This window comes from Cyanobium sp. Cruz-8D1 (assembly GCF_024345975.1).
GTDB lineage: Bacteria > Cyanobacteriota > Cyanobacteriia > PCC-6307 > Cyanobiaceae > Cyanobium.
In genome coordinates this window covers 38,976-59,001 of sequence record NZ_JAGQCD010000022.1, presented here as the reverse complement: position 1 = coordinate 59,001, position 20,026 = coordinate 38,976, and the positions used below count along the sequence as shown (strand labels likewise).

Below are 20,026 nucleotides of genomic sequence, written 5' to 3'. Positions count from 1 at the left end.
GCTGAAACTCCGGTAAGGAGAGGCCCTTCTGAAATTGGATGCCGTTGCGCGCCATGAGCTGACTGGTATATGTGTACCAATCTACGCGGTCGCATCAGCCTGGACGGAGCGAGCTGGGTAATCAAGACCCATTTTGCCCACCTTGGTAGAATTTTAATTCATAACAAGAGCAGATCTCCGAGAAGAGCTTCTGCATCCAAACGGTGCCAGTCTTGTGGTGGGTTCCCACAAGAATCAACGACTGGGGGGGATCTGCTGCCATCAAGCGTCCACACCGGGAAGGTCCATGGCCCGGGCAAAGACCGTGGCCATGGCCTCCAGCCCGTGCTCGCGCTCCACCCAGCCGCGGGCGTTGGTGGCGAGGCGCTGGCGCAGCGTTGGATCGGCAGCGAGGGCGAGGCAGGCGGCGGCCAGGGCCGCCGGACTGTCCGCCAGCAGCAACTGCTCGCCATCCACCACGGCCAGACCTTCGGCCCCCTTGGCGGTGGACACCACGGGGGTGCCGTGCTGGAAGGCCTCCAGGATCTTGATGCGGCTGCCGCTACCGGCCCGCAGCGGCACCACCAGCATCCCGGCCTGGGCGAATTCCGGTGCCGTCTCCGGCACGGGTCCCACCAGCGTTACCCCCGGCACGGCGGCGAGGCCTGCCAGGGAGGGCGGCAGGCCCACACCCACCACCCGCAGGGTCATGGCGGCATCGGCGGCACGGAGGAGGGGGAGCACCTCATCAACGAAGAAGGCCACACCGTCTTCGTTGGGGAGGTAATCGAGCGTGCCGAGAAACAACAGCGCGCGGGGATCGGCCGCCACCGGCCTGCTTGGCCCAGCCATCCCCATGATTCGGGGCGGTAAGGGCCGCATCACGTTGGGAAGGTGCACGAAGCACCGGTCGGGGTAGCGCTTGGCCAGCAGCCGGCAGTCGGCGGCATTGGCCAGAAACACCTGATCGAAGCGCTGCAGCAGCAGCCCACGGAAGCGTTCCATGCGACCCCGCTCCGCCCGCAGGCGCTCGGCCCGCTCCCTCCGTCCCGCGGCCTGCTCCAGCGCCGCGTACTCCAGATCGCGGGCGCATTCGTCGTCGTCGAGATCCAGCAGCAGGCGCGGCCGGACGGCAGCCAGCCCCAGGCAGCGCAGCGCCAGCGGGGCCACCACCAGGCGGAAGGCATGGATCAGGCGCAGCGGCTGATCCGGCACACAGGCGCTGAGCGTCGCCGCCACCCGCTCGGTCAGCTGCGGCAGCTCATCGGCGGTGATACGCAGCACGGCTGTGGCGTGGCGCTGCACCCAGCGGCGATCAAACAGCTCGGAGCGGTCTCCCCACACCGGCAGGTGCACCACGATCACCGGACCCTGCTCCGCCAGCACCTCCAGCACGGCGCTGGCACGCATGGCCGAGCCACCCCCTGTGGGGCTTGGCAGCACGGGGCTGAACAACAGGGCCGTCAAGGGGCCACCGGGCTCTGGCTGGGGCCTTGGCTGAGTTCCTGGCTGGGCTCTTGGCCGGGGCCTTGGCCGAGGCCATGGCTGCGGCGCCGTTGCAGCAGCCAGTGCATGGCGGCGGCGTAATCGTGCAGGGCGCCGGCCGCGCGGGTGGTGTTGCTGGCGTGCACGCGGCGGCGCACCAGCAGTTCCGCCACCACACCGGAGGCCAGCGCCAGGGTTTTCGTCCAGCCGATCCAGGCGATGAACTCGCCGCAGGCCACGGCAGGGAAGGGGCCAGCCGCCTCGAAGGCCTCGCGCCGGGCCAGCAGCGCGCTGGGACTCAGCAACGGCTGCGCCGGACGGCAGGGGAAGGCGCCAACGGGGTCGCTGAATTCATCGCCATGGCAGAACACCATGGCCAGTTCCGGGTGCGCGGCCAGCCAGCGGCACTGCAGCGCCAGCTTGTCCGGCAGCCAGAGATCGTCAGCATCGAGCCAGGCGATCAGCGGGGCCGTGGCCAGCGCCAGGCCGGCATTGCGGGCGTGGGCGATGCCGCGGCGCGGCTCCTGCACCAGCTGCACCCGGCCTGCGAAGGCGTCCCGCACCAGCGCGACGGTGCCGTCCTCGGAGCCGTTGTCGACCACGATCAGCTCTAGCTCCAGGCCTGGCAGCTGGCGGGGCTGCGCCAGCACGCTTTCGAGCGCCGCCGGCAGGAACCGCTCGCCGTTCAGCACCGGCACGATCACGCTCACCTTCATCGGCCGGTGAGCGCCTCGATCGCGGCCGGCAGCAGCGACGGGTCGGCGCCGAGGTGCAGCACGTAGGCGGGCAGGCCGGCGACCAGCTGCACCAGGCGGCGGCAATCGCCGTCATCCGCCGCCGGCAGCTTGCCCACCGTGCTGGGCACCAGGGAGAGCAGCAGCTCAGCGGCGGAGCAGGGTTCGAGCCTCGGTGCGGCGTCGCTGCTGAGCCGGGGCAGCAGGATCGCCCGCAGGGGCAGGCCTTCAGCCATCCGCTCGGGCCAGAGCGCGGCCAGCGGTAGCACCGCCTTGCCCGTGCCGCCCCGCTCGAACGCATCGGCATTGATGGCCTGCCCCTGCAGAGCCGGCAGGCGCTGGACATCCTCCGGGCCCTTGAGCTTACCGGTACCGTAGAGGCTGTGGATCCAGCCGCGGGCCGGGTCCGCCAGGCAGTAGTCGTCGCCCACATAGCGCAGGCCGGCAGCCACGCACAGCAGGGCCGTGGTCGACTTGCCGGCGCCGCCGGGCCCAGCCAGCAGCACCCCGCCGCGGGAGCCGCCCACGCAGGCCCCGTGCACGAACTGCAGGCCCTCGGCCGCGAACCACTCGTGCAGCAGGAACCGCAGCGGCGAGCCCACCTCCCAGAACGGCAACGGCGCCTCGTCGCGCTTCACCACCCAGGCCCGGCCGCCGGCGCGGTCGAGCACCGCCAGCAGCTGCGTGCCGGGGTCGTAGTGGCCGGAGAGCCCGGACCCCTGCAGCGCCAGCAGCTCCCCGCGGGGGCCGATCGCGTCGGAAAAGTTGATGGCCAGGGTGAGCAGCACCTGCGCCAACGGCGCCGACGCCGGCAGCTCGGTGGCGGTGAACAGGGTGATCCTCAGGGCTGGCGGGTCGTGGGCTGGGCCAGCGTGGGCGGGCGCGTCATGGGCGTGGGGAGCCGTCTCGGCCCGGTGGGCCAGGGCGGGCAGCAGGGCTTCGACGTCCTGGCCGGGGAGGGTGCGCACAGCGAGGCGCCGCCCGCCGAGGCGGAAGGCCTGCTCCGCAAAGCCAGTGCCGCAGCGCTCGGCCGTGGCGGCGGCGTAGGCGTCGAAGGCGGCGGTGATCACCTGGGCCGGCAGTGGCTCGGCGGCAGGCAGGGGCAGGGGGCGAGAGATCCAGGGCCGCAGGGTGTCCTCCAGATCGCGGTGGAGGGTGGGGGCCAGCGGCGGGGTCGGCAGGGGCTCCGGCGCGACGGCGATCGCCTCACTCGAGGGCGCCGGGGTGTCGGCCAGTGGTACCACCACGGCGAAGCCAGCCTGCAGGAGGGCATCGGTGAAGGGGCCGGCGGTCAGCGTTGCAGGGCCACTGGCGATGCGGCTCCAGAGCAAGTGCGCCTCCCCGTCAAGGACGGCATAAAGGCCGGTGGTGCGATGAATCAGCAGCGTGAGCTCGGGGGTGCGGGCCACCAGCCGTTCACGGTCAGGGGCGACCGTCAGCACCACGCTGCCGCCCTGTTCAGGCAGATTCGGCCAGCCGGCCCCTGGATCCACCTCATGGACCGGATCCAGCAGAAACAGCTCCTGCAGATCGCTGTGCTTCTGCAGCACAGGAGGCCCGTAGGCCGGCACCATTCCCTCGGGCGCCGGCAACGGCGATGGGCAGGCGGCGATGGGAACGATCAGATCATGGGCCAGGAGCTGATCAACGAACTGACACACATCAGCTTCGATCGCAGCAGTGGACTCGGGCCAGATGCTGCGCATGGCAGCAGCGAGGCCCGCTGTGGAGACACCCTCGGGACCCACCATCTTCCAGGCCCTGGTGGCGGAATCGCTGAGGCCGAAATAGGCGCCGGAGCGCAGATCCACCACCACGACCTCATCCTCGAAGGCCTGATGAATCACATCGGGTTCGTTGATCTTGAATCCGCTGATCTCAGCATCACCATGCCGCCAAGCTCCTGCACCGCGGCCCGCTGGATCAACACACTCAAGCATCATCACTCATGTCCTTAGCGACATGAAAATACCTTCTCGCCTCTGCCGCTGATCACACCCGTCAGCGCCAACCCAGACGTCGCTGCAACTCCGTCAGCGCATAGCCATTGAGCGCCCGCAGATCCGGTGCCCCGAGCACGTGGCAGGCAAACCGGTGGAACTCAGGCACAGGGGCTCCGGCCGCCGCTCGCCGCCGCAGCTGGCGCCAGCGCCGGTGGAGATAGCGCACTTCTTCCACGCCACCACGCCAGTCGGGACTGCCCGGTTGCACCGGGGCCAGCAGCCGCTCCCGCCGCGACAGGCGCACCGCCGCCAGCTCGTGCACCAGTGCTGCGGGCACGGCCGCCTGCGCCTGCTCCTGTAGCAGCGCCAGCATCGGCGCCACCAGGGCCGCGAGCCGGCGGCGGCGCGCCTCCAGCCGCAGGAGGTCCCAGTCGAGGGTGGGGGCCGCGCGCAGCAGCAGGGCCGCATCCGCCAGCCAGCGCACCGCCGGCACCGCGTCCCAGCGGGCGGCATGGCTCAGCAGCAGCAGCAGGTGATCCGCCGGGTCGGGCACCAGCAGCAGCGGCGATGGTCGGCAACCGGGGGCCCGGTTCAGCGAGGCCAGGGCGATGGCCCTGTGCCAGAGCCCGTCATCGACACCGGGATCGCACTGGCCCTGAAAGACGAACCAGTGCAGGTCGGCTTCCAGGCCGCTGGCATGGCGAAAGCCATGGCTGTGGCGCACCTGCAGGAACGGGTCATCAAACGCCTCGAGCGGACGGGGCTGGAGTGCCCAGGGCGGCAGGAGCGCCTCGCCGTCTTCATGGCTGGAGTGCTTGAGCGGGGTGGGCAGCGGGCGCCAACCGGCGGCGGCCAGCACCTGCAGGGCCGGTTGCGCCTGGGCGAACGGCACCACGAGATCGAAGTCGCCCATGGGTCGCAGGCCAAGATCTGCGTAGGCCTGGAGGGCCAGGGGCAACCCCTTGACCAGCATCACCGGCACACCGGCGGCCGCCAGCTGGTCAGCCAGCACGTTGGCGGCCTTGAGGCGGCGGTGGTTCTCCAGCCAGGTGCGCTTCACCTCGGGCAGGCTCCCCGCCACAACCGCGTGGGCAGCCGCAGCGTCGCCGGTGTGCGGCAACTGGCGCCAGCGCGACCACAGCAGCGGCAACAACCGCCGGGTGGCCGCATCGCTGAGCGGCGACTCGGCGGCACCGGCCCAGGTACGAAAGGCCGTCTGGGCCGGTGCCTCAGGCAGCAGACAGGCCTGCAGCACAAGCGCCTGCGCCGCAGTGGGTCGCCAGGTGGGGAGAGCAGCCCCAGGGCCGGTGGCAGCCATCGCCCGCAGACGGGTAAGCAATGGACGGGGGAGCAATGGGCCGGGACCCCTGGGAGCGGTGCAGGGATCATCCTGGGTCAGGGTGGACCCTGCCCGCCTGGCGCCGATGACGGTCTTTGATCCCCACCGGATCCGCCCCTGGGTCGGCCCGGCTCCCGATCCGCCGCTGCGCCGGTTGCTCGCTGCCTGCCTGGCCGCACCACCGCTGGCCCTGCGCCGCTGGCAGGAGTGGCTGGAGCTGATCGACTTCAACCATGACAACGGTGCCGGCTTCGAGCTGGCCGCCCTGGCGGTGGCACGGCTGGGCAAGGCGGCCGGCGACGGTTCGGTGGCGGCGCGCTGCCTGGGGCTGCAGCGGCGCTCCTGGCTGCTGAGCGGCCTGGCCCTGCGGGCCGCCAAGCAACTCGGCGCGGCGGCCGCGCACAACGGCCTCACCCTGCTGGCCCAGGGGGATCTGGCCAGCCACCTGGGGCCGGTCCGCTGCGGCGGTCAGCCCTTGCCGGTGCGGCGGCTGGAGCTGGTGGTGATGGGCGCAGCGGGCGGATTCGCTGGCCTGGCCTCGCGCCGGGCGGTGGCCACCCTGCAGCGCTGTGCGCTGGAGGGGGCGGCCGGCGAGGCCGTGCGCACGGGGCGCCTGCCCCTCCAGATCCACACCTTGCCGCTGCTGGGCTCGGGGCAGGCCGCCAGCGCCCGGCACGCCCCGCCGCAGCCATCAGCCCTGCCGGGGGTGCTGCTGCCGGATCCCGGCGAGCATCTGGCGGGGCTGATCGTGCAGGGCTGGCGCTGCCATCCGCCCGCAGGGCTGCGCTGGATCGTGGAGCTCACCTGCCGGTTTCAGCCACTGTCCGGGGAGGTGGAGCCAGCCACTGGCGCTGCGGCGGCGGCGGTAGCTGCTGGCACCCCAGACCATGGCCACCCAGATCTGGTGGCTGCGGTGGTGGCCGCCATGGGGCACCCCGGCGAGCGTGCGGCCGTGGGCAGCGCCTTGCAGGCGCTGGTGCAACTGGAAGGCTGCGCGAGCCTGGGCCCCCTGCAGGAGGCGATTGAGCGGGCAGGGCCCCCAGGCCCCGTCTCCCGCTGGCGACGGCGACGGCGGCTGCGCACGCGTTAGACGCACCCACTGCCGTCTGAGGCCCGCCCTGAGCCTCCTCAGCCCAGGGCGGCGGCCAGGGCGGCGCGCGCTTCAGCGAGCGCTGCCGGCAGGGCGGCGCCGTCGCGGCCGCCGGCCTGGGCCAGGGCAGGGCGGCCGCCACCGCCACCGCCGCAGCGTTTGGCGATGGTGCCGATGAAAGCACCCGCCTTGGCGCCCGCCTGCACCACCGCCGCGCCGAAGGCAGCCACCAGGATCACCTTGTTGAAGTCGGCGGGATCGGGCAGGCCGCCCAGCACCACCGCGCCCCCCTCACCCAGCTGCTGCTGCAGCTGCTGGGCCGCCCCCTGCAGACCGGCGCCCTCCACGCCATCGAGGCGGGCCACCAGCAACTGGAAGGAGCCGAGCGGCTCCGCCTGGGCCGCCAGCGCCGCCGCCTTCGCCAGCGCCAGTTCAGAGCGGGCGGCGGCCAGGGCCTTGCCGGTGGCCTTGAGCTCCTCGGCCATGGCGCTCACCCGCTCGATGATCTCGCTGGGCTGCACCTTGAAGCGATCGCCCAGCTGACGCACCACCTGATCCCGCTCGTTCAGGTAAGCGAGCACCGCTGGTCCCGCCACCGCTTCGATGCGGCGGATGCCAGCGGCCACGCCGGTTTCACTGACGATCTTGAACAGGCCGATCTCGGCGGTGTTGGCCACATGGGTGCCACCGCAGAGCTCCATCGACACACCCGGCACATCGACGACCCGCACCATCTCGGCGTATTTCTCGCCAAACATCGCCACGGCGCCGGCAGCCTTTGCCCGTTCGAGCTCCATCTCCTGATCCTCGAGCGCGTGGGCCTCGGCGATCCAGCCATTGATCAGATCTTCGATCTGTTCCAGCTCGCTGGCGCTCACCGCCCGGGGGCAGTGAAAGTCGAAACGCAGCCGATCGAAATCCACCAGGGACCCGGCCTGAGCGATCGCCGGATCCACCACCTGTTTCAACGCCGCCTGCAACAGATGGGTGGCGGTGTGATTCGCCTGGGCGCGGCGGCGGCAGGCCCGGTCCACCTGGGCCAGAAGCAGGTCGCCCACCGCCAGCTGGCCCCGTTCCAGCCGGCCGCTGTGCACAAACACACTGCGATTGCGGCTCACCGCGTCGATCGTCACGAGCAGCTCCTCAGCCCCAGTGGCACCTGCACCGCTGAGCAGGCCGCGATCCCCCACCTGGCCGCCGCCCTCGCCATAAAAAGGAGTGGTGTCGAGCACGAGTTGCACCGTGTCGCCGGCCACGGCGGTGGAGGCCGGTTCGCCGTTCACCACCAGCGCCAGCACACAACAGGGATACTCCAGCTGCTCATAGCCCCGGAACTCGGTGGCCGCCTGGGCGGTAGCCACCTGCTCGATCGCGTCCTGCAGGGTGAGATCAAGGCTCACCGCCGCCGCCTTGGCCCGCTGACGCTGGGCGTCCATGGCGGCCTCAAAGCCAGCCAGATCCACGCTCAGGCCATGCTCCTGGGCAATCTCCTCGGTGAGTTCCAGCGGGAAGCCGTAGGTGTCGTAGAGCTCGAAGGCCTGGGCACCACTGATCTGGCTGGGGCGCGCCGCCAGCACCTCGGCCAGCAGCTTTTCGCCACGCTCCAGGGTTTCCAGAAAGCGGCCCTCCTCACGCTCCAGTTCCGCCAGAATCGCCTCACGCCGCTCCAGCAGCTGGGGATAGACCTCGGCCATCAGCGCGATCGCCGCCTCCCCCATCGCCGTTAAAAACGGCTTGTCGATGCCGAGTCGACGACCATGGCGCACGACACGGCGCAACAGGCGGCGTAGGATATAGCCACGGCCGAGATTGGAGGCGGTCACACCGTCGCCGATCAAGTGGGTGATGGCGCGGCTGTGATCGGCGATCACCTTGAGGCTCGTCTGGCCAGGGCCGTCGAGGCTGGGATAGTCCACGGCCGCCAGGGCCGCCGCGGCCTCGATCAGCGGATAAATCAGATCGGTTTCGTAGTTGTTGGGAACGGCCTGCAGGATCTGAGCCATCCGCTCCAGCCCCATGCCGGTGTCGATGTTGCGATTCGCCAGGGGCGTCAGCGCACCGGCCGCATCGCGGTTGTACTGCATGAACACCAGGTTGTAGAACTCGATGAAGCGACTGTCGTCCTCGAGATCGATGGCGTTGTCGCCGAGTTCGGGCTTGAAGTCGTAGTAGAGCTCCGAGCAGGGGCCGCAGGGGCCGGTGGGGCCCGAGGCCCAGAAGTTGTCGGCCTCATCCAGGCGCACGATGCGGTTCGGGTTCACCCCCACCACCTCGCGCCAGATGGCGGCAGCCTCGTCGTCCTCCCGGAACACACTCACCACCAGGTTCTGGGGATCAAGGCCAAACACCACGGTGCTCAGCTCCCAGGCCCACTGAATCGCCTCGCTCTTGAAGTAATCGCCGAAGGAAAAATTGCCGAGCATCTCGAAAAACGTGTGATGCCGCGCCGTGCGGCCCACGTTTTCGATGTCGTTGGTGCGGATGCACTTCTGGCTGCTGGTGGCCCGGGGAGCCGGGCGCGGCGCCTGGCCCAGAAACACCGGCTTGAACGGCAACATGCCGGCGATCGTCAGCAGCACCGTCGGGTCTTCCGGCACCAGCGAGGCACTGGCCACGCGCTGATGGCCACGCTGCTCGAAGAAGTCCAGGAAGGCCGCCCGGATCTCAGCGCCGGTACGGGGGCGGACGGCGCCGGTGGCGGGAGCGGCAGAAGGGGCGGCGGCCATGGCGGAAGCGGAGCGAAACTTGCCTGAACAGGGCATGATCGCCCAGCGTGCTCAAGGGCTGGAGGCGGGCGCCTTTGGCTTGCGGGCCAGAATCGCCACGAAGTGGCCGCTGAAGCGCGCCGTTGGCAGTCGGGCGAGCCCCTCGCAGGCCAGCAGGCTCCGGAGAAACCAGTGGGCAGCCGGCCCCTCGGCGGGCCATAGGCGGCTCAGATGCAGAGCCAGCAGGCGTGGGGCATGCATCAGGTGGTCATCGCAGAGCAGCTCGAAGCCGAGCGCGCGCAGCTCCCCTGAGAGCTGCCGCAACCCCAGGGTGTGCCCCACGAAGTAGGGCATCACGGCGCTTCGGCCCATCCACGGACCGCCGAAATGATTCCGCAGCGCCACCAGCGGATGCTGTGGGTTATCGAGGGTGAGGGCCAGCAGCCCTCCCGGCGCCATCACGCGATGCAGCTCGCTCAGCGCCTTCTGGAGCTCGGCGGGATGCGCGAAATGATCGAGGGTCGAATCGGAGACGACCAGATCGAACTGCTCGGCGGCCAGCGGTAGGCAGCGCACATCACCACAGTGGACCCTGAGACTGGGGTGACGCTTCAGTGCCTGGGCCGCCAGCACCGAGGACACATCCACGCCATGGCATTCGCCGCCCGGGAGGGTGAGGGTCGCCAGAACATCCGCCAGACCATCCCCGAGGGCTTCCTCGAACAGATCGGTCTTGAGCACCTTGGTGAAGGTCCGGCTCTTCAGCCACGAGCGCAGCCAGCGGCTGTGGAGGAGGTCGCAGTAGCGGCGCCAGAGTGGGAAGTTAAACTGTTCGGGGCTGGTCCTGGCCTGATCGTCCCAGTACCCGCCAGCGTGGTCAGACGCGGCCTGATCATGGTCAACCATTCCCCGCTGCCCACGTGTCGAGCAGTCTTAGCCCGGCATGAGCCGGAGGCTTAATCCGTGGTTGCGTCTGATGCTGGTGTGATCAATTGGATCACACCCGGAGATCCGCGCATCGAAGCCGACCGGGAGCCTCTGCTCTCGGCACTCTCTCGATGCGGTCCATGCCACTTCGGCGCCAACCTCGGTGGTGAGCTGCGCCTGATCCGCGCTTTCGGCACCACCATCCCGGTACTGGTGGTGGAGGCGGGTCGGGAGTTCAGCGATGTCTGCTCCCCGATCAGCCGCTATGTGCACTACCCGTTGGAGGAGGCCCGTCGCTGGGCCCGTCCTTGGCAGCTGGCCCTGCTCAAGGCTGGCGCTGGTCTGATGCGGCTGGGTCTGATGCGGCTGGGCCTTGAGCGGGTCGTCTATGTCAACAACTGGCTGTTGTCCACCAATCCCCCCCTGCGGTTGAACCAGCCCCAGATCGAGGCTCTCATCCACTGGCTGGCAGCTGAATTCAACGACCACGCGATCGTCTATCGGACCGTGAATCCAGAGCTGGAACCTGAGTTGACCAGCCATCTGCTGGCTGCCGGCTGCCGCTTGCTCACCACCCGTGTGACCTATGTGTCGGATCCCCGGCCGGCCCCCTTCCTGCGCCACAGCGATGTGCGCAAGGATCTGCGCCTGCTGCAAACCAGCCCTTTTCTGGTCAGTGACGACAAGACCTCACTGAGCCAGGAGGACCTGCAGCGCCTCACGGATCTCTACCGGCGCCTATATATACGGAAGCACTGCCGTCACAATGCCCAGTTCAATTCAGCCTATTTCGCGCTGATGCTGGCCACGCCGATGTTCCGCGCCAGTCTGTTCCGCGAACCGCAGAGCGGCCGCCTGGATGCCTTCAGCTTTTACATGGAGAATGGGTCCTATCTGACGGGTTGCTTCGTCGGCTACGACCAGGCATTGCCGCGGCGGCTTGGTCTGTACCGGATGGCCTTTATGCACAAGGTGCTGCTGGCACAGCGGCGCGGGTTGCGGGTCAGTCTCAGCGGTGGAGCGGGTTCGTTCAAGCGCCAGCGCGGCGCCCAGCCGGTGCGCGAGTACGACGCGCTCTTCGACCGGCATCTGCCCCGCCACCGTCGCTTACCTTGGCGTTTCGTGAGCCTCGAAGGGCGACTGTTCGGTCGCCTGAGCCAGGCCTGAAGACGTTCAGGGAGTTCTGGCGGTGTCAGCCAGACCGCAGTCCCCAATCTCCGTCAGGGGCGATGATCAGCCCTCCCAGGCCTCCTCCACCCGCGTGCCCGTGTCCTCGGCAGCCGCCGAGCACCGCGCTCAGGAGGGCTCCATCAGCGTCTGCTGGACGCTTGTCTGGCTGAGCTTGGCGCCGATGTCGCAGGTGAGCGCCTTGAGCAGGGCGATCCCCACATCGGGATGGCTGGCCCTGAGGGCCTCGAAGTCGCTGCGGTGCAGCACCCAGCACTCGCCGGGGCGGGTGGCGATGGTGTCGGCGGTGCGGGGCGTCTGGGCCACGAAACCGATCTCGCCGAAGGTGGCCAGCCGGGTGGGATGGCAGACGCCATCACCGGTCTTGATCTCGAGGGCGATGTCGAAGGCGCCGGAACGCACCAGGAACAGCTCGTCGCCTGGATCCCCCCGGCGGATGACGAAATCACCGGCCACAACGGGGCGGCGGCGCCCGCAGCGGCCTGGGCTCGTACCACGACAGCAGCGGCCACTCGGCGGCCACGCGGGCCGAATCCAGATGCTCGTAGGCGTCGATCCGATCGGTGATGGCCCAGTCGGACCTGGACACCAGAAGGAGCCGGCCGGCACGGGAGAGGAGAATCTCGACCCCATCATCCCCCAGCGAACAGAGCTGGCGGTCCAGCAGGTCGGAGGATTCCATCGGGCACTCGGTCACGTGGGCCAGGTCGAGGATGATGACGTTGGGATGGCGATCGACACCCCGCCGCGGCAGTTGTTCGCCCCGAAGAGAGTCAGGCATTAGGTAACAACAGATACCAGAAAGTGGGTGGCCCTGCTGGCCCCATCACCCACCTTGCCAGCGTCAGGGCTGGCCGTCCGCCCGCGATCCTGAGGACGCCTGGGCGCCAGGCTTCAGCAGAGCGTCCAGATCCACCGCATCGATCTGGTCAACGGCGAGGAATCGCTGGGCATAAGTGATGTAAACCCCTGATCGCAGGAAGAGATCGAACAGGTCCGCATCGATGCGGCCACGGTCCCGCAGGCCGGCCAGGATCTTCAAAGACTGGGACAGGGGCATCCCCTGCTTGTAGGGGCGATCGGGGGCGGTGAGAGCCTCGAAGATGTCGGCGATGGCCAGGATCCGGGCCGGGATCGACAGTTGCTCCGCCGTCAGTCCCCTCGGGTAGCCCCGGCCGTCGAGGGTTTCGTGGTGCCCCCCGGCGATTTCAGCGACGCGGCCCATGGAGGGGGGGAAAGCCATGCTCTCCAGCATCACGATCGTGTGGATCATGTGCTCGCGGATCTTGTCGATCTCCTCGCCGGTGAGCGTGCCCCTGGCCACCGACAGGTTGGAGAGCTCGCCGCGGTTGTAGAGCAGCTCGGGCACCGTCAGATTGAAGCCCCAGCTGGACTCCGGCACGTCGGCCGCAGGTCTGGGCAGACGATGGTGAGGGGCATCGCTGAGCAGGGTCTCGGGGGCCGGCAAGGGCTGCAGCGGCACGCCGTACCGGACCTGCTCCTCCCAGCCCAGGCCCAGTCGGTCGTCGAAATGGCGCCACCAGCGACGCCCCGCCAGCCGCTGCAGCTGGGCGAGATCGTCAGGATCGGTTCCTTCGCTGCCCAGGTTGCAGCGGGCCACGCAGGCGAAATCAAGCCGCAGCTCCTGCTCCAGTTGCGCGTAATCCCGCTGCAGGGTTTCCGGGTCACCGCCCGCCAGCAGGCCCTCCAGCAGGGCGATGCGGCCATCCCGCAGCAGCACCTCGAAGCGGGTGCGGATCTCATGAATCCGGTTGCAGGGGGCGTCCAGCTTGGTGGCCTTCTCCACCACCGCCTCGGGGGTCATGGGCTTGCCGCAGTCGTGCAGCCAGGCCGCCGTGCGGAACTCCCGCCGCTCCGCCTCTGAGCTGAAGCGGAAGGGGGCCAGCGGCCCCACCTCGGTGGCTTCTGCCGCCTCCGCCAGCAGCAGCGCCAGCTCCGGCACCCGGGAACAGTGGCGACCGGTGTGGGAACTGCGGGCATCGATCGCCCCCGCCAGCAGGGCGATCATCGAATCGATCTGCCGCTGCTGCCCTTCCAGGGCCTGGGTGCGCTCGACGCAGACAGCCGCCAGGGCCGCCAGGGCCTCGATCAACTGCTGGTCGCCGGCATCGAAGGGACGCACCAACGCCGCCGCCGTCTCGGGGGTAAGCACCGCAGCCGCCTCCCGCTTCCTGTTGATCAGCTGCATCACCCCCACCACGTCCCCGGCCATGGTCCGCAGCGGCACCACCAGCATCGACACCGCCCGATAGCCGGTGCGGTGATCGAGACCGGCATCGAAGTGGTACGGACGGTCCGGGGGGATCGCGTACACATCGGGCAGGTTGAGCACCTTGCCGTGCAGGGCCGTCCAGCCCACCAGTCGCTCGGGGGTGATCGGGAAGCGCACACCCAGCAGGTCGGAATCGATGCCGGCCCCGCGGGCCGCCAGGGTGCTGTTCTGGAACGCCGTGAACCAGAGCCGTTTCTCCCCCTTGTCCTCCTCCACCAGGTAGATGCTGCCCGCATCACTGAGGGTGAGATCCCTGGCACTGGAGAGGATCTGCCGCAGCAGGGCCGGAAGGCTGGCCGCGCCACTGATGGCCGTCGCGATCTGGAGCATCTCCGGCAGCGCGCGTCGCGCCTGGTGGGCGTCGGAGGCGTGCGGTGGCGGATGGGCGGCGCTCCAGGGGGTGGCCTGCCGTGGAGGGAAACCCCGACCCTGGGGGACCCCAGGGCACGACCCGATGGCCGTGATCGGAGCAGCGTCCGATGACCGGCCAGGGGGGAGGGTGAAAGGCTGAAGAAAGGGCTGTGCTGGTCGAACAGCTGGCAGAGCCAGCGGCACTCGATAATGTAGGCCTGCCGATGGCCAGGCATGATCGGGCCATCGCCAAGGCCTTGCCGTTGACCCAGGCGTCCGACGATTCCCGTGCCCGTCTGCGGCTGCAGTCCCTGTCGTGGGCGCTGCTGGGCGGACTGGCCGCTGCCCTGATCGGCCTGCCGGCCGGGCTGGAGAGCGGGTTGCGATCGGCGGGCTGCGGCTTCTTCTACGGCCTGCTGGCCTTTCACCTGCAGCGGGTCGATCCGGACGACGAGCACCTGGCCGCCGGCCTGGTGGGGGCGGTGTGCGGCATCCGCAGCCTGGGGGGGCCCGTGGTGGTCACCGCCCTGGCCCTGCCCGTCCAGGAGATCCATTCCCTGCTCCACCAGCCCCTGGCGCACAGCGCCGCTGAGGCGATCGTCGACCTGATGCGCGGCTGGTTGCCGCTCTGGCTTCCCCTGATCGGCAGCGCCCTGCTGCTGAGGGGCGCCCAACGCCTGCTGCCCGCCCTGCGGCCATGAGTCTTCTGCACGCCACCTGGCTGTTTCCGCCGGAAGGGGCCGGGGGCCGACTGCTGCTCTGGGCCGACACCTGGAGGGTCGCCGCTCCGGTGGCGCCGCTGCTCACCGTTCCCGACCATCCCCTGTCCCTCAGCGTCGACGACCTTGGTGCCTGGCTGGATGACCATGGCCTCTGGTCGGAAGCCTTCCGCCCGGCGGAGGCCCTGCTCACCCTGCCCAGCCGCAGCCAGGGGGCCCGGGGGCGGCGCAAGGCCGCCAGTGAGGGGCTGGTGGCCTGGAGCGGTCTGCCGCTGCAGGCGGGCGAGCCGATTCCGAAGGAGGTGCAGTGGTGGCCCTGGCGGGTGGAGGGACTGGCCCTCGATCCCGCCGGGGCCGGCGACTGGCTCGCCGGGTTGCCCCTCTCCGGCGACGATCCCGGTCTGGCCGACGATCTGCGCTGGTGGAGCCATCTGGAGCGCTGGGCCCTGAGCCTGATCGCCCGGGGCCGCTGGTTGCCCCAGGTGGAGGAGGACCGGGCCCGCTGGCTGCCCCTGCTCAACCGGGAAGGGGACCGGCGCCGGCTGGAGGAACTGGCGATCCGACTGCCCCAGGTGGCCACCTGCGCCATGGCTGCCGGGGCGTCAGGGGAGTCGAGCCTGGCCTGCCGCCGTCCCGGCAGCGGCCGGCTGCGGGTGGCCAGCCTGCTGGAGGCCCTCCTCGATGGCCAGCTGCGTTGCGGCTTCCGGCCCGGGGCCGAGGGTCTCGATCCCCTGCTGGGCGCCTGGCAGAAGGCCCTCGGCCCCGGCCCCGGCCGCCTCGAGCTGGATGAGGAGGAGCGGGAACGGTTGGCCGTGGCCACCCAGCACTGGCGCGAAGCGGTGGCGGGGCGCGTGGCACCGGCCAGGACCTGCCTGGAGCTGTTCACCCCCGAGGAGGGCGAGGACCTCTGGGAGTTGCGCTTCTCCCTGCAGGCCGAGGCCGACCCCAGCCTGCGCACGCCGGCCCGCACCGTCTGGAATGCGGGCGACGGCAGGCTGCAGCTGGGCGAAGTGGAGGTGGCCGAACCGGGCCAGCTGCTGCTGGAGGGGATGGGGCGGGCCCTGCAGGTGTTCGAACCGATCGGGCGGGGCCTGGATGCGGCGGCTCCCGAAACCATGCAGCTGACGCCAGCCGAGGCCTTCGTGCTGGTGCGCACCGCCGCCACCCAGCTGCGCGACGTGGGGGTGGGCGTGGTGCTGCCCGCCAGCCTCAGTGGGGGCCTGGCCAGCCGCCTGGGCCTTTCGATCGAAGCCGAGCTGCCCGAGCGTTCCCGCGGCTTCTCCCTGGGGGAAAGCCTGCAGTGGACATGGGAGCTGATGATCGGCGGTGTCACGCTCAACCTGAAGGACCTCGAGCGCCTGTCCGCCAAGCGCAGTCCGCTGGTGCAGCACAAGGGGGCCTGGATCGAGTTGCGCCCCAGCGATCTCAAGAACGCCACGCGCTTCTGCGCCGCCGATCCCAACCTCAGCCTCGACGATGCCCTGCGGCTGACCGCCAGCGACGGCGACACCCTGATGCGGCTGCCGGTGCATCGCTTCACCGCCGGGCCCAGGCTGCACGCCGTCCTGGAGCAATACCACCAGCAGAAGGCCCCGGATCCCCTGCCGGCACCCGAGGGCTTCGCCGGCCAGCTGCGGCCCTACCAGGAACGGGGCCTGGGCTGGCTGGCCTTCCTGCACCGCTTCGACCAGGGGGCCTGCCTGGCCGACGACATGGGCCTGGGCAAGACGGTCCAGCTGCTGGCCTTCCTGCAGCACCTCAAGGTGGAACAGGAGCTGAAGCGTCCCGTGCTGCTGGTGGCCCCCACCTCCGTGCTGACCAACTGGAAGCGTGAGGCGGCGGGCTTCACCCCGGATCTGGAGGTGCGGGAGCACTACGGCCCCCGCCGGCCCTCCACCCCCGACAAACTGGCCAAAGCCCTCGACGGGGTGGATCTGGTGCTCACCAGCTACGGGCTGCTGCAGCGCGACAGCGAACTGCTGGAGAGCATCGACTGGCAGGGCATGGTGATCGACGAAGCCCAGGCGATCAAGAACCCCTCAGCCAAGCAGAGCCAGGCGGCCCGCGACCTGGCCCGCCCCGGCAAGCAGGGCCGCTTCCGCATCGCCCTCACCGGCACCCCCGTGGAGAACCGGGTGAGTGAGCTGTGGGCCCTGATGGACTTCCTCAATCCCCGGGTGCTGGGGGAGGAGGGTTTCTTCCGCCAGCGCTACCGGCTGCCGATCGAGCGCTATGGCGACATGAGCTCCCTGCGGGATCTCAAGGCCCGGGTCGGGCCGTTCATCCTGCGGCGGCTGAAGACCGACCGTTCGATCATCTCCGACCTGCCGGAGAAGGTGGAGCTGCGCGAGTGGGTGGGCCTGTCTGGGGAGCAGACGAAGCTCTACCGCAAGACCGTCGAGGACAGCCTCGATGCCATCGCCCGCGCCCCCTTGGGCCAGCGCCATGGTCAGGTGCTGGCCCTGCTCACCCGGCTCAAGCAGATCTGCAACCATCCGGCCCTGGCCCTCAAGGAGGGCCGGGTGGAGAACGGCTTTGCCAGCCGCAGCGCCAAGCTGCTGCGGCTGGAGGAGATCCTTGAAGAGGTGATCGAAGCGGGTGATCGGGCCCTGCTGTTCACCCAGTTCGCCGAATGGGGTCACCTGCTCAAGGCCTACCTGGAACAGCGCTGGCGCCAGGATGTGCCCTTCCTGCATGGGGGCAGCAGCAAGATCGACCGCCAGGCGATGGTGGATCGCTTCCAGGAGGATCCCCGCGGTCCCCAATTGTTCCTGCTGTCGCTCAAGGCCGGCGGCGTCGGCCTCAACCTCACCCGGGCCAGCCACGTGTTCCACATCGACCGCTGGTGGAATCCTGCGGTGGAGAACCAGGCCACCGACAGGGCCTACCGGATCGGCCAGACCAACCGGGTACTGGTGCACAAATTCATCACCAGCGGTTCAGTGGAGGAAAAGATTGACCGCATGATCGAGGAGAAATCCAAGCTGGCGGCCGACATCGTCGGCAGCGGCGAGGAATGGCTCGGTGGTTTCGACGTGGGCCAGCTCAGGGATCTTGTAGCCCTGGACGACGGCCTCTGAGGCGGGTGAACCGCTGAGCGAGTCGCTGGCTCAGCGGCTGGCCAGGGCCGCAGGCTGCGTCTGCCCCCTGACGGGCAAACGCACCGGCAGGACCAGCGGGGAGGGGATGGCAGGCGTCTGACCCATGCGCTTCAGCCAGCGGTAGTGGGAGGCCACACCGGCCAGGAAGGACGGGTGACTGCGGAAGGGAACACCGCAGTCGCGGCAGGTCTGCTCAACGATGGCGGAAAGCTGGGGGTAGTGGACGTGGCAGATGCGAGGGAACAGGTGATGCTCCACCTGGAAGTTCAAGCCCCCCAGCAGCCAGCTCAGCAGGCCATTGGAGCGGCTGAAGTCCACCGTGGTGGCCAGTTGGTGGTTGGCCCAGGGGCCCATGCCAGCGTTGCTGGCGGCGGCGGCGGGAAAATCGGCCTCCTCCACGCAGTGGGCCAACTGGAACACCACACTCAGCACGATTCCCTGCACCATCGCCGTCACCACGTAGCAGCCGATCACCGCAGTGAAGGAATGGCGCTGCAGCGGCAGGGCAAACGCCAGGGAGAAAAAGATCACCTTGCCGCCCACGAACACCAGCCAGTCGGCAGGGGTCAGCCGGGGCAGGGAATGGTCGCCGCGGCCCCGGCCGGCGAGATCGGCGAAGTCATCGAAGAACTGCCACTTGATCGGCAGCATCCCGTAGAGGGGCCAGAGATAGAGGTGCTGCCAGCGGTGCCACCAGCGGTGGGGCTGATGGGGGGACAGGCGACCGATCAAGCCGAGATTGATGTCGTCGTCATGGCCGGGGATGTTGGTGAAGGTGTGATGCAGACCGTTGTGCTTGTGGGCCCAGATCAGGGAACTGCCGCCCAGCAGATCGAGCGTCATGGCGGCGGCTTTGTTGATCCAGCGGTGGCGTGAATAGGCGCCGTGGCCACCGTCGTGCTGGATGTTGAAGCCGATGGCGGCGATCGCCAGGCCGAGGCAGGCCGAGAGGGCCACAGCCCCAGGCCAGCTGTTGACCTGGAAGACGAGCAACCCGTAGGTGAGCACGAACCAGCCCAGGATCAGGGCCGATTTGACCACCATGGCCGGGGAATCGCGCCGGTCCTGGCCCGTGCTCTCGAAGTGCTGGTGAACCCTTGCCCTGAGAAGACTGTGAAAACCGTCACCGGCGCCGAACGTGATGCGATTCAAGGACTCCACGCCCTGCGTCGGCATAACTTAGGCCAGTGGACCCGGCAGGCGTCAGGATGGAGCCGTAAGGCCGGCGGCATGACCAGCTCCTTTCCCGGCGCCAATGGCGCCATCACCACCCAGCTGGGCCAGCAGGGCCTGGGGCAGCAGCCCTGGTGGGTGGAGCAGTGGATGGAATTGATCCATTCCTACCGGTTCAAGAAGCGCCTGGAGCGCGCCTGGACCTATGCCCGGGAGGGCAATGTCGTCTCGATCCGCTTCGAGGGACGTCGGGTCCATGCCCGGGTGCAGGGCACCGAACCTGATCCCTACAAGGTGAAGCTCTGGCTCGACGTGCTCAACGATGAGGACTGGGGCTATGTGCTTGAGGCCCTGAGTCAGAAGGCGCGCTGGTCGGCCCAGCTGCTGGCGGGGATCATGCCCGCCGACATCGAGCGGGCCTTCGCCGCCAGCGGCAAGCGATTGTTCCCCTTCAAGCTCCAGGAGGTGCGCAGCGAGTGCAGCTGCCCCGACAAGGCCAATCCTTGCAAGCACATCAGCGCCGTCTACTACCTGATGGGGGATCGCTTCAGCGAGGATCCCTTCGTGCTGTTCCAGCTGCGGGGCCGCACCCGCAGCCAGCTGCTGGGTGATCTGGCCAAACGCCGCCGGGAGGGGGTGGTGGCGCCGGTGGAGCATGCTCCCCATCCGATCCACCCCGCCATCGCCGATCCGGCCCGCTGGTGGCGCTACGAGGCCCCCCTCGATCCCGATCTGGTGGTGATCACACCGGCCATGGAAGGCGAATCCGGCCTCGATGGCGCCGGCCCCCTGCCCCTGGCCGAGGAGCCCCGCTTCCCGGAGGCCAACCAGCTCTTCCTGGAAACGCTCAAGGCCCACGGAACCGGGATGGCGCAGCAGGCCATGGCCCGTGCGATGGCCACCGGCAACGACAGCGAAGGCTGAGCAAGCGCCCAACTGAATCGCGCTGCCGCCTTCACCTCCGGACCAGGCCACCGAGACCTTTAAGGTTTTGTTAAG

At 69.3% G+C, this 20,026-nt stretch carries 15 protein-coding genes; 5 read left to right on the top strand and 10 right to left on the bottom strand.

Annotation, left to right across the window (positions count from 1 at the left end):
- Nucleotides 1-261: 261 nt before the first annotated feature.
- The 4 genes from KBZ33_RS13700 to KBZ33_RS13685 all read right to left on the bottom strand — a co-directional run bounded on the left by KBZ33_RS13700 (nucleotide 262) and on the right by KBZ33_RS13685 (nucleotide 5,459).
- Nucleotides 262-1,389 carry a glycosyltransferase family 4 protein gene (locus tag KBZ33_RS13700; protein ID WP_254953782.1) on the bottom strand — a complete coding sequence of 376 codons (1,128 nt, stop codon included), beginning with the start codon at nucleotides 1,387-1,389 and terminating at the stop codon, nucleotides 262-264.
- A gap of 53 nt (nucleotides 1,390-1,442) precedes the next feature.
- Entirely contained in the window at nucleotides 1,443-2,180 is a 738-nt protein-coding gene (locus tag KBZ33_RS13695) for a glycosyltransferase family A protein (protein ID WP_254953784.1), read from the bottom strand.
- On the bottom strand, nucleotides 2,177-4,045 hold the full coding sequence (locus tag KBZ33_RS13690) for a PqqD family peptide modification chaperone (RefSeq protein ID WP_255011804.1): 1,869 nt from the start codon (nucleotides 4,043-4,045) through the stop codon (nucleotides 2,177-2,179). Before KBZ33_RS13690 ends, KBZ33_RS13695 begins: the two co-directional genes overlap by 4 nt.
- A 154-nt stretch (nucleotides 4,046-4,199) precedes the next feature.
- Complete coding sequence (locus KBZ33_RS13685; protein ID WP_254953788.1) at nucleotides 4,200-5,459, bottom strand: nucleotidyltransferase family protein; 1,260 nt, start codon at nucleotides 5,457-5,459, stop codon at nucleotides 4,200-4,202.
- Nucleotides 5,460-5,541: 82 nt separating this feature from the next.
- Between KBZ33_RS13685 and KBZ33_RS13680 the strand changes: the two genes are divergently transcribed.
- Nucleotides 5,542-6,570, top strand: a complete 1,029-nt coding sequence (locus tag KBZ33_RS13680) for a hypothetical protein (protein ID WP_255011803.1) — start codon at nucleotides 5,542-5,544, stop codon at nucleotides 6,568-6,570.
- Nucleotides 6,571-6,608: 38 nt separating this feature from the next.
- On the opposite strand, the gene alaS is transcribed toward KBZ33_RS13680, so the two are convergent.
- Together alaS and KBZ33_RS13670 are read right to left on the bottom strand one after the other, a co-directional pair.
- Entirely contained in the window at nucleotides 6,609-9,296 is a 2,688-nt protein-coding gene (alaS, locus tag KBZ33_RS13675; RefSeq protein WP_254953791.1) for an alanine--tRNA ligase, read from the bottom strand.
- Between the two features lie 51 nt (nucleotides 9,297-9,347).
- On the bottom strand, nucleotides 9,348-10,181 hold the full coding sequence (locus KBZ33_RS13670; protein WP_254953793.1) for a class I SAM-dependent methyltransferase: 834 nt from the start codon (nucleotides 10,179-10,181) through the stop codon (nucleotides 9,348-9,350).
- Nucleotides 10,182-10,238: 57 nt separating this feature from the next.
- Between KBZ33_RS13670 and KBZ33_RS13665 the strand changes: the two genes are divergently transcribed.
- Nucleotides 10,239-11,369 carry a GNAT family N-acetyltransferase gene (locus KBZ33_RS13665; RefSeq protein WP_254953795.1) on the top strand — a complete coding sequence of 377 codons (1,131 nt, stop codon included), beginning with the start codon at nucleotides 10,239-10,241 and terminating at the stop codon, nucleotides 11,367-11,369.
- Nucleotides 11,370-11,498: 129 nt separating this feature from the next.
- Here KBZ33_RS13665 and KBZ33_RS13660 read toward each other — a convergent pair whose 3' ends face one another.
- The 3 genes from KBZ33_RS13660 to KBZ33_RS13650 all read right to left on the bottom strand — a co-directional run bounded on the left by KBZ33_RS13660 (nucleotide 11,499) and on the right by KBZ33_RS13650 (nucleotide 14,013).
- On the bottom strand, nucleotides 11,499-11,846 hold the full coding sequence (locus KBZ33_RS13660; protein ID WP_254953796.1) for a cyclic nucleotide-binding domain-containing protein: 348 nt from the start codon (nucleotides 11,844-11,846) through the stop codon (nucleotides 11,499-11,501).
- Nucleotides 11,836-12,171 carry a hypothetical protein gene (locus KBZ33_RS13655; protein WP_254953797.1) on the bottom strand — a complete coding sequence of 112 codons (336 nt, stop codon included), beginning with the start codon at nucleotides 12,169-12,171 and terminating at the stop codon, nucleotides 11,836-11,838. The genes KBZ33_RS13660 and KBZ33_RS13655 overlap by 11 nt, the downstream gene beginning before the upstream one ends.
- A 63-nt stretch (nucleotides 12,172-12,234) precedes the next feature.
- Nucleotides 12,235-14,013, bottom strand: coding sequence for an HD family phosphohydrolase (locus tag KBZ33_RS13650; protein WP_254953799.1), 1,779 nt, complete (start codon nucleotides 14,011-14,013; stop codon nucleotides 12,235-12,237).
- 245 nt (nucleotides 14,014-14,258) lie between these two features.
- Between KBZ33_RS13650 and KBZ33_RS13645 the strand changes: the two genes are divergently transcribed.
- Together KBZ33_RS13645 and KBZ33_RS13640 are read left to right on the top strand one after the other, a co-directional pair.
- Nucleotides 14,259-14,735 (top strand): hypothetical protein, encoded by a 477-nt coding sequence (locus KBZ33_RS13645; protein WP_254953801.1) that lies wholly within the window; start codon nucleotides 14,259-14,261, stop codon nucleotides 14,733-14,735.
- A complete protein-coding gene (locus KBZ33_RS13640) occupies nucleotides 14,732-17,833 on the top strand; it encodes a DEAD/DEAH box helicase (RefSeq protein ID WP_254953803.1) in 3,102 nt (1,033 codons plus the stop codon). The genes KBZ33_RS13645 and KBZ33_RS13640 overlap by 4 nt, the downstream gene beginning before the upstream one ends.
- 30 nt (nucleotides 17,834-17,863) lie before the next feature.
- On the opposite strand, the gene KBZ33_RS13635 is transcribed toward KBZ33_RS13640, so the two are convergent.
- On the bottom strand, nucleotides 17,864-19,006 hold the full coding sequence (locus KBZ33_RS13635; RefSeq protein ID WP_254953805.1) for an acyl-CoA desaturase: 1,143 nt from the start codon (nucleotides 19,004-19,006) through the stop codon (nucleotides 17,864-17,866).
- Nucleotides 19,007-19,084: 78 nt separating this feature from the next.
- Between KBZ33_RS13635 and KBZ33_RS13630 the strand changes: the two genes are divergently transcribed.
- The gene (locus tag KBZ33_RS13630) at nucleotides 19,085-19,951 is read left to right on the top strand and encodes an SWIM zinc finger family protein (RefSeq protein ID WP_254953806.1); all 867 of its coding nucleotides are present in this window, start codon (nucleotides 19,085-19,087) and stop codon (nucleotides 19,949-19,951) included.
- Nucleotides 19,952-20,026 lie beyond the last annotated feature (75 nt).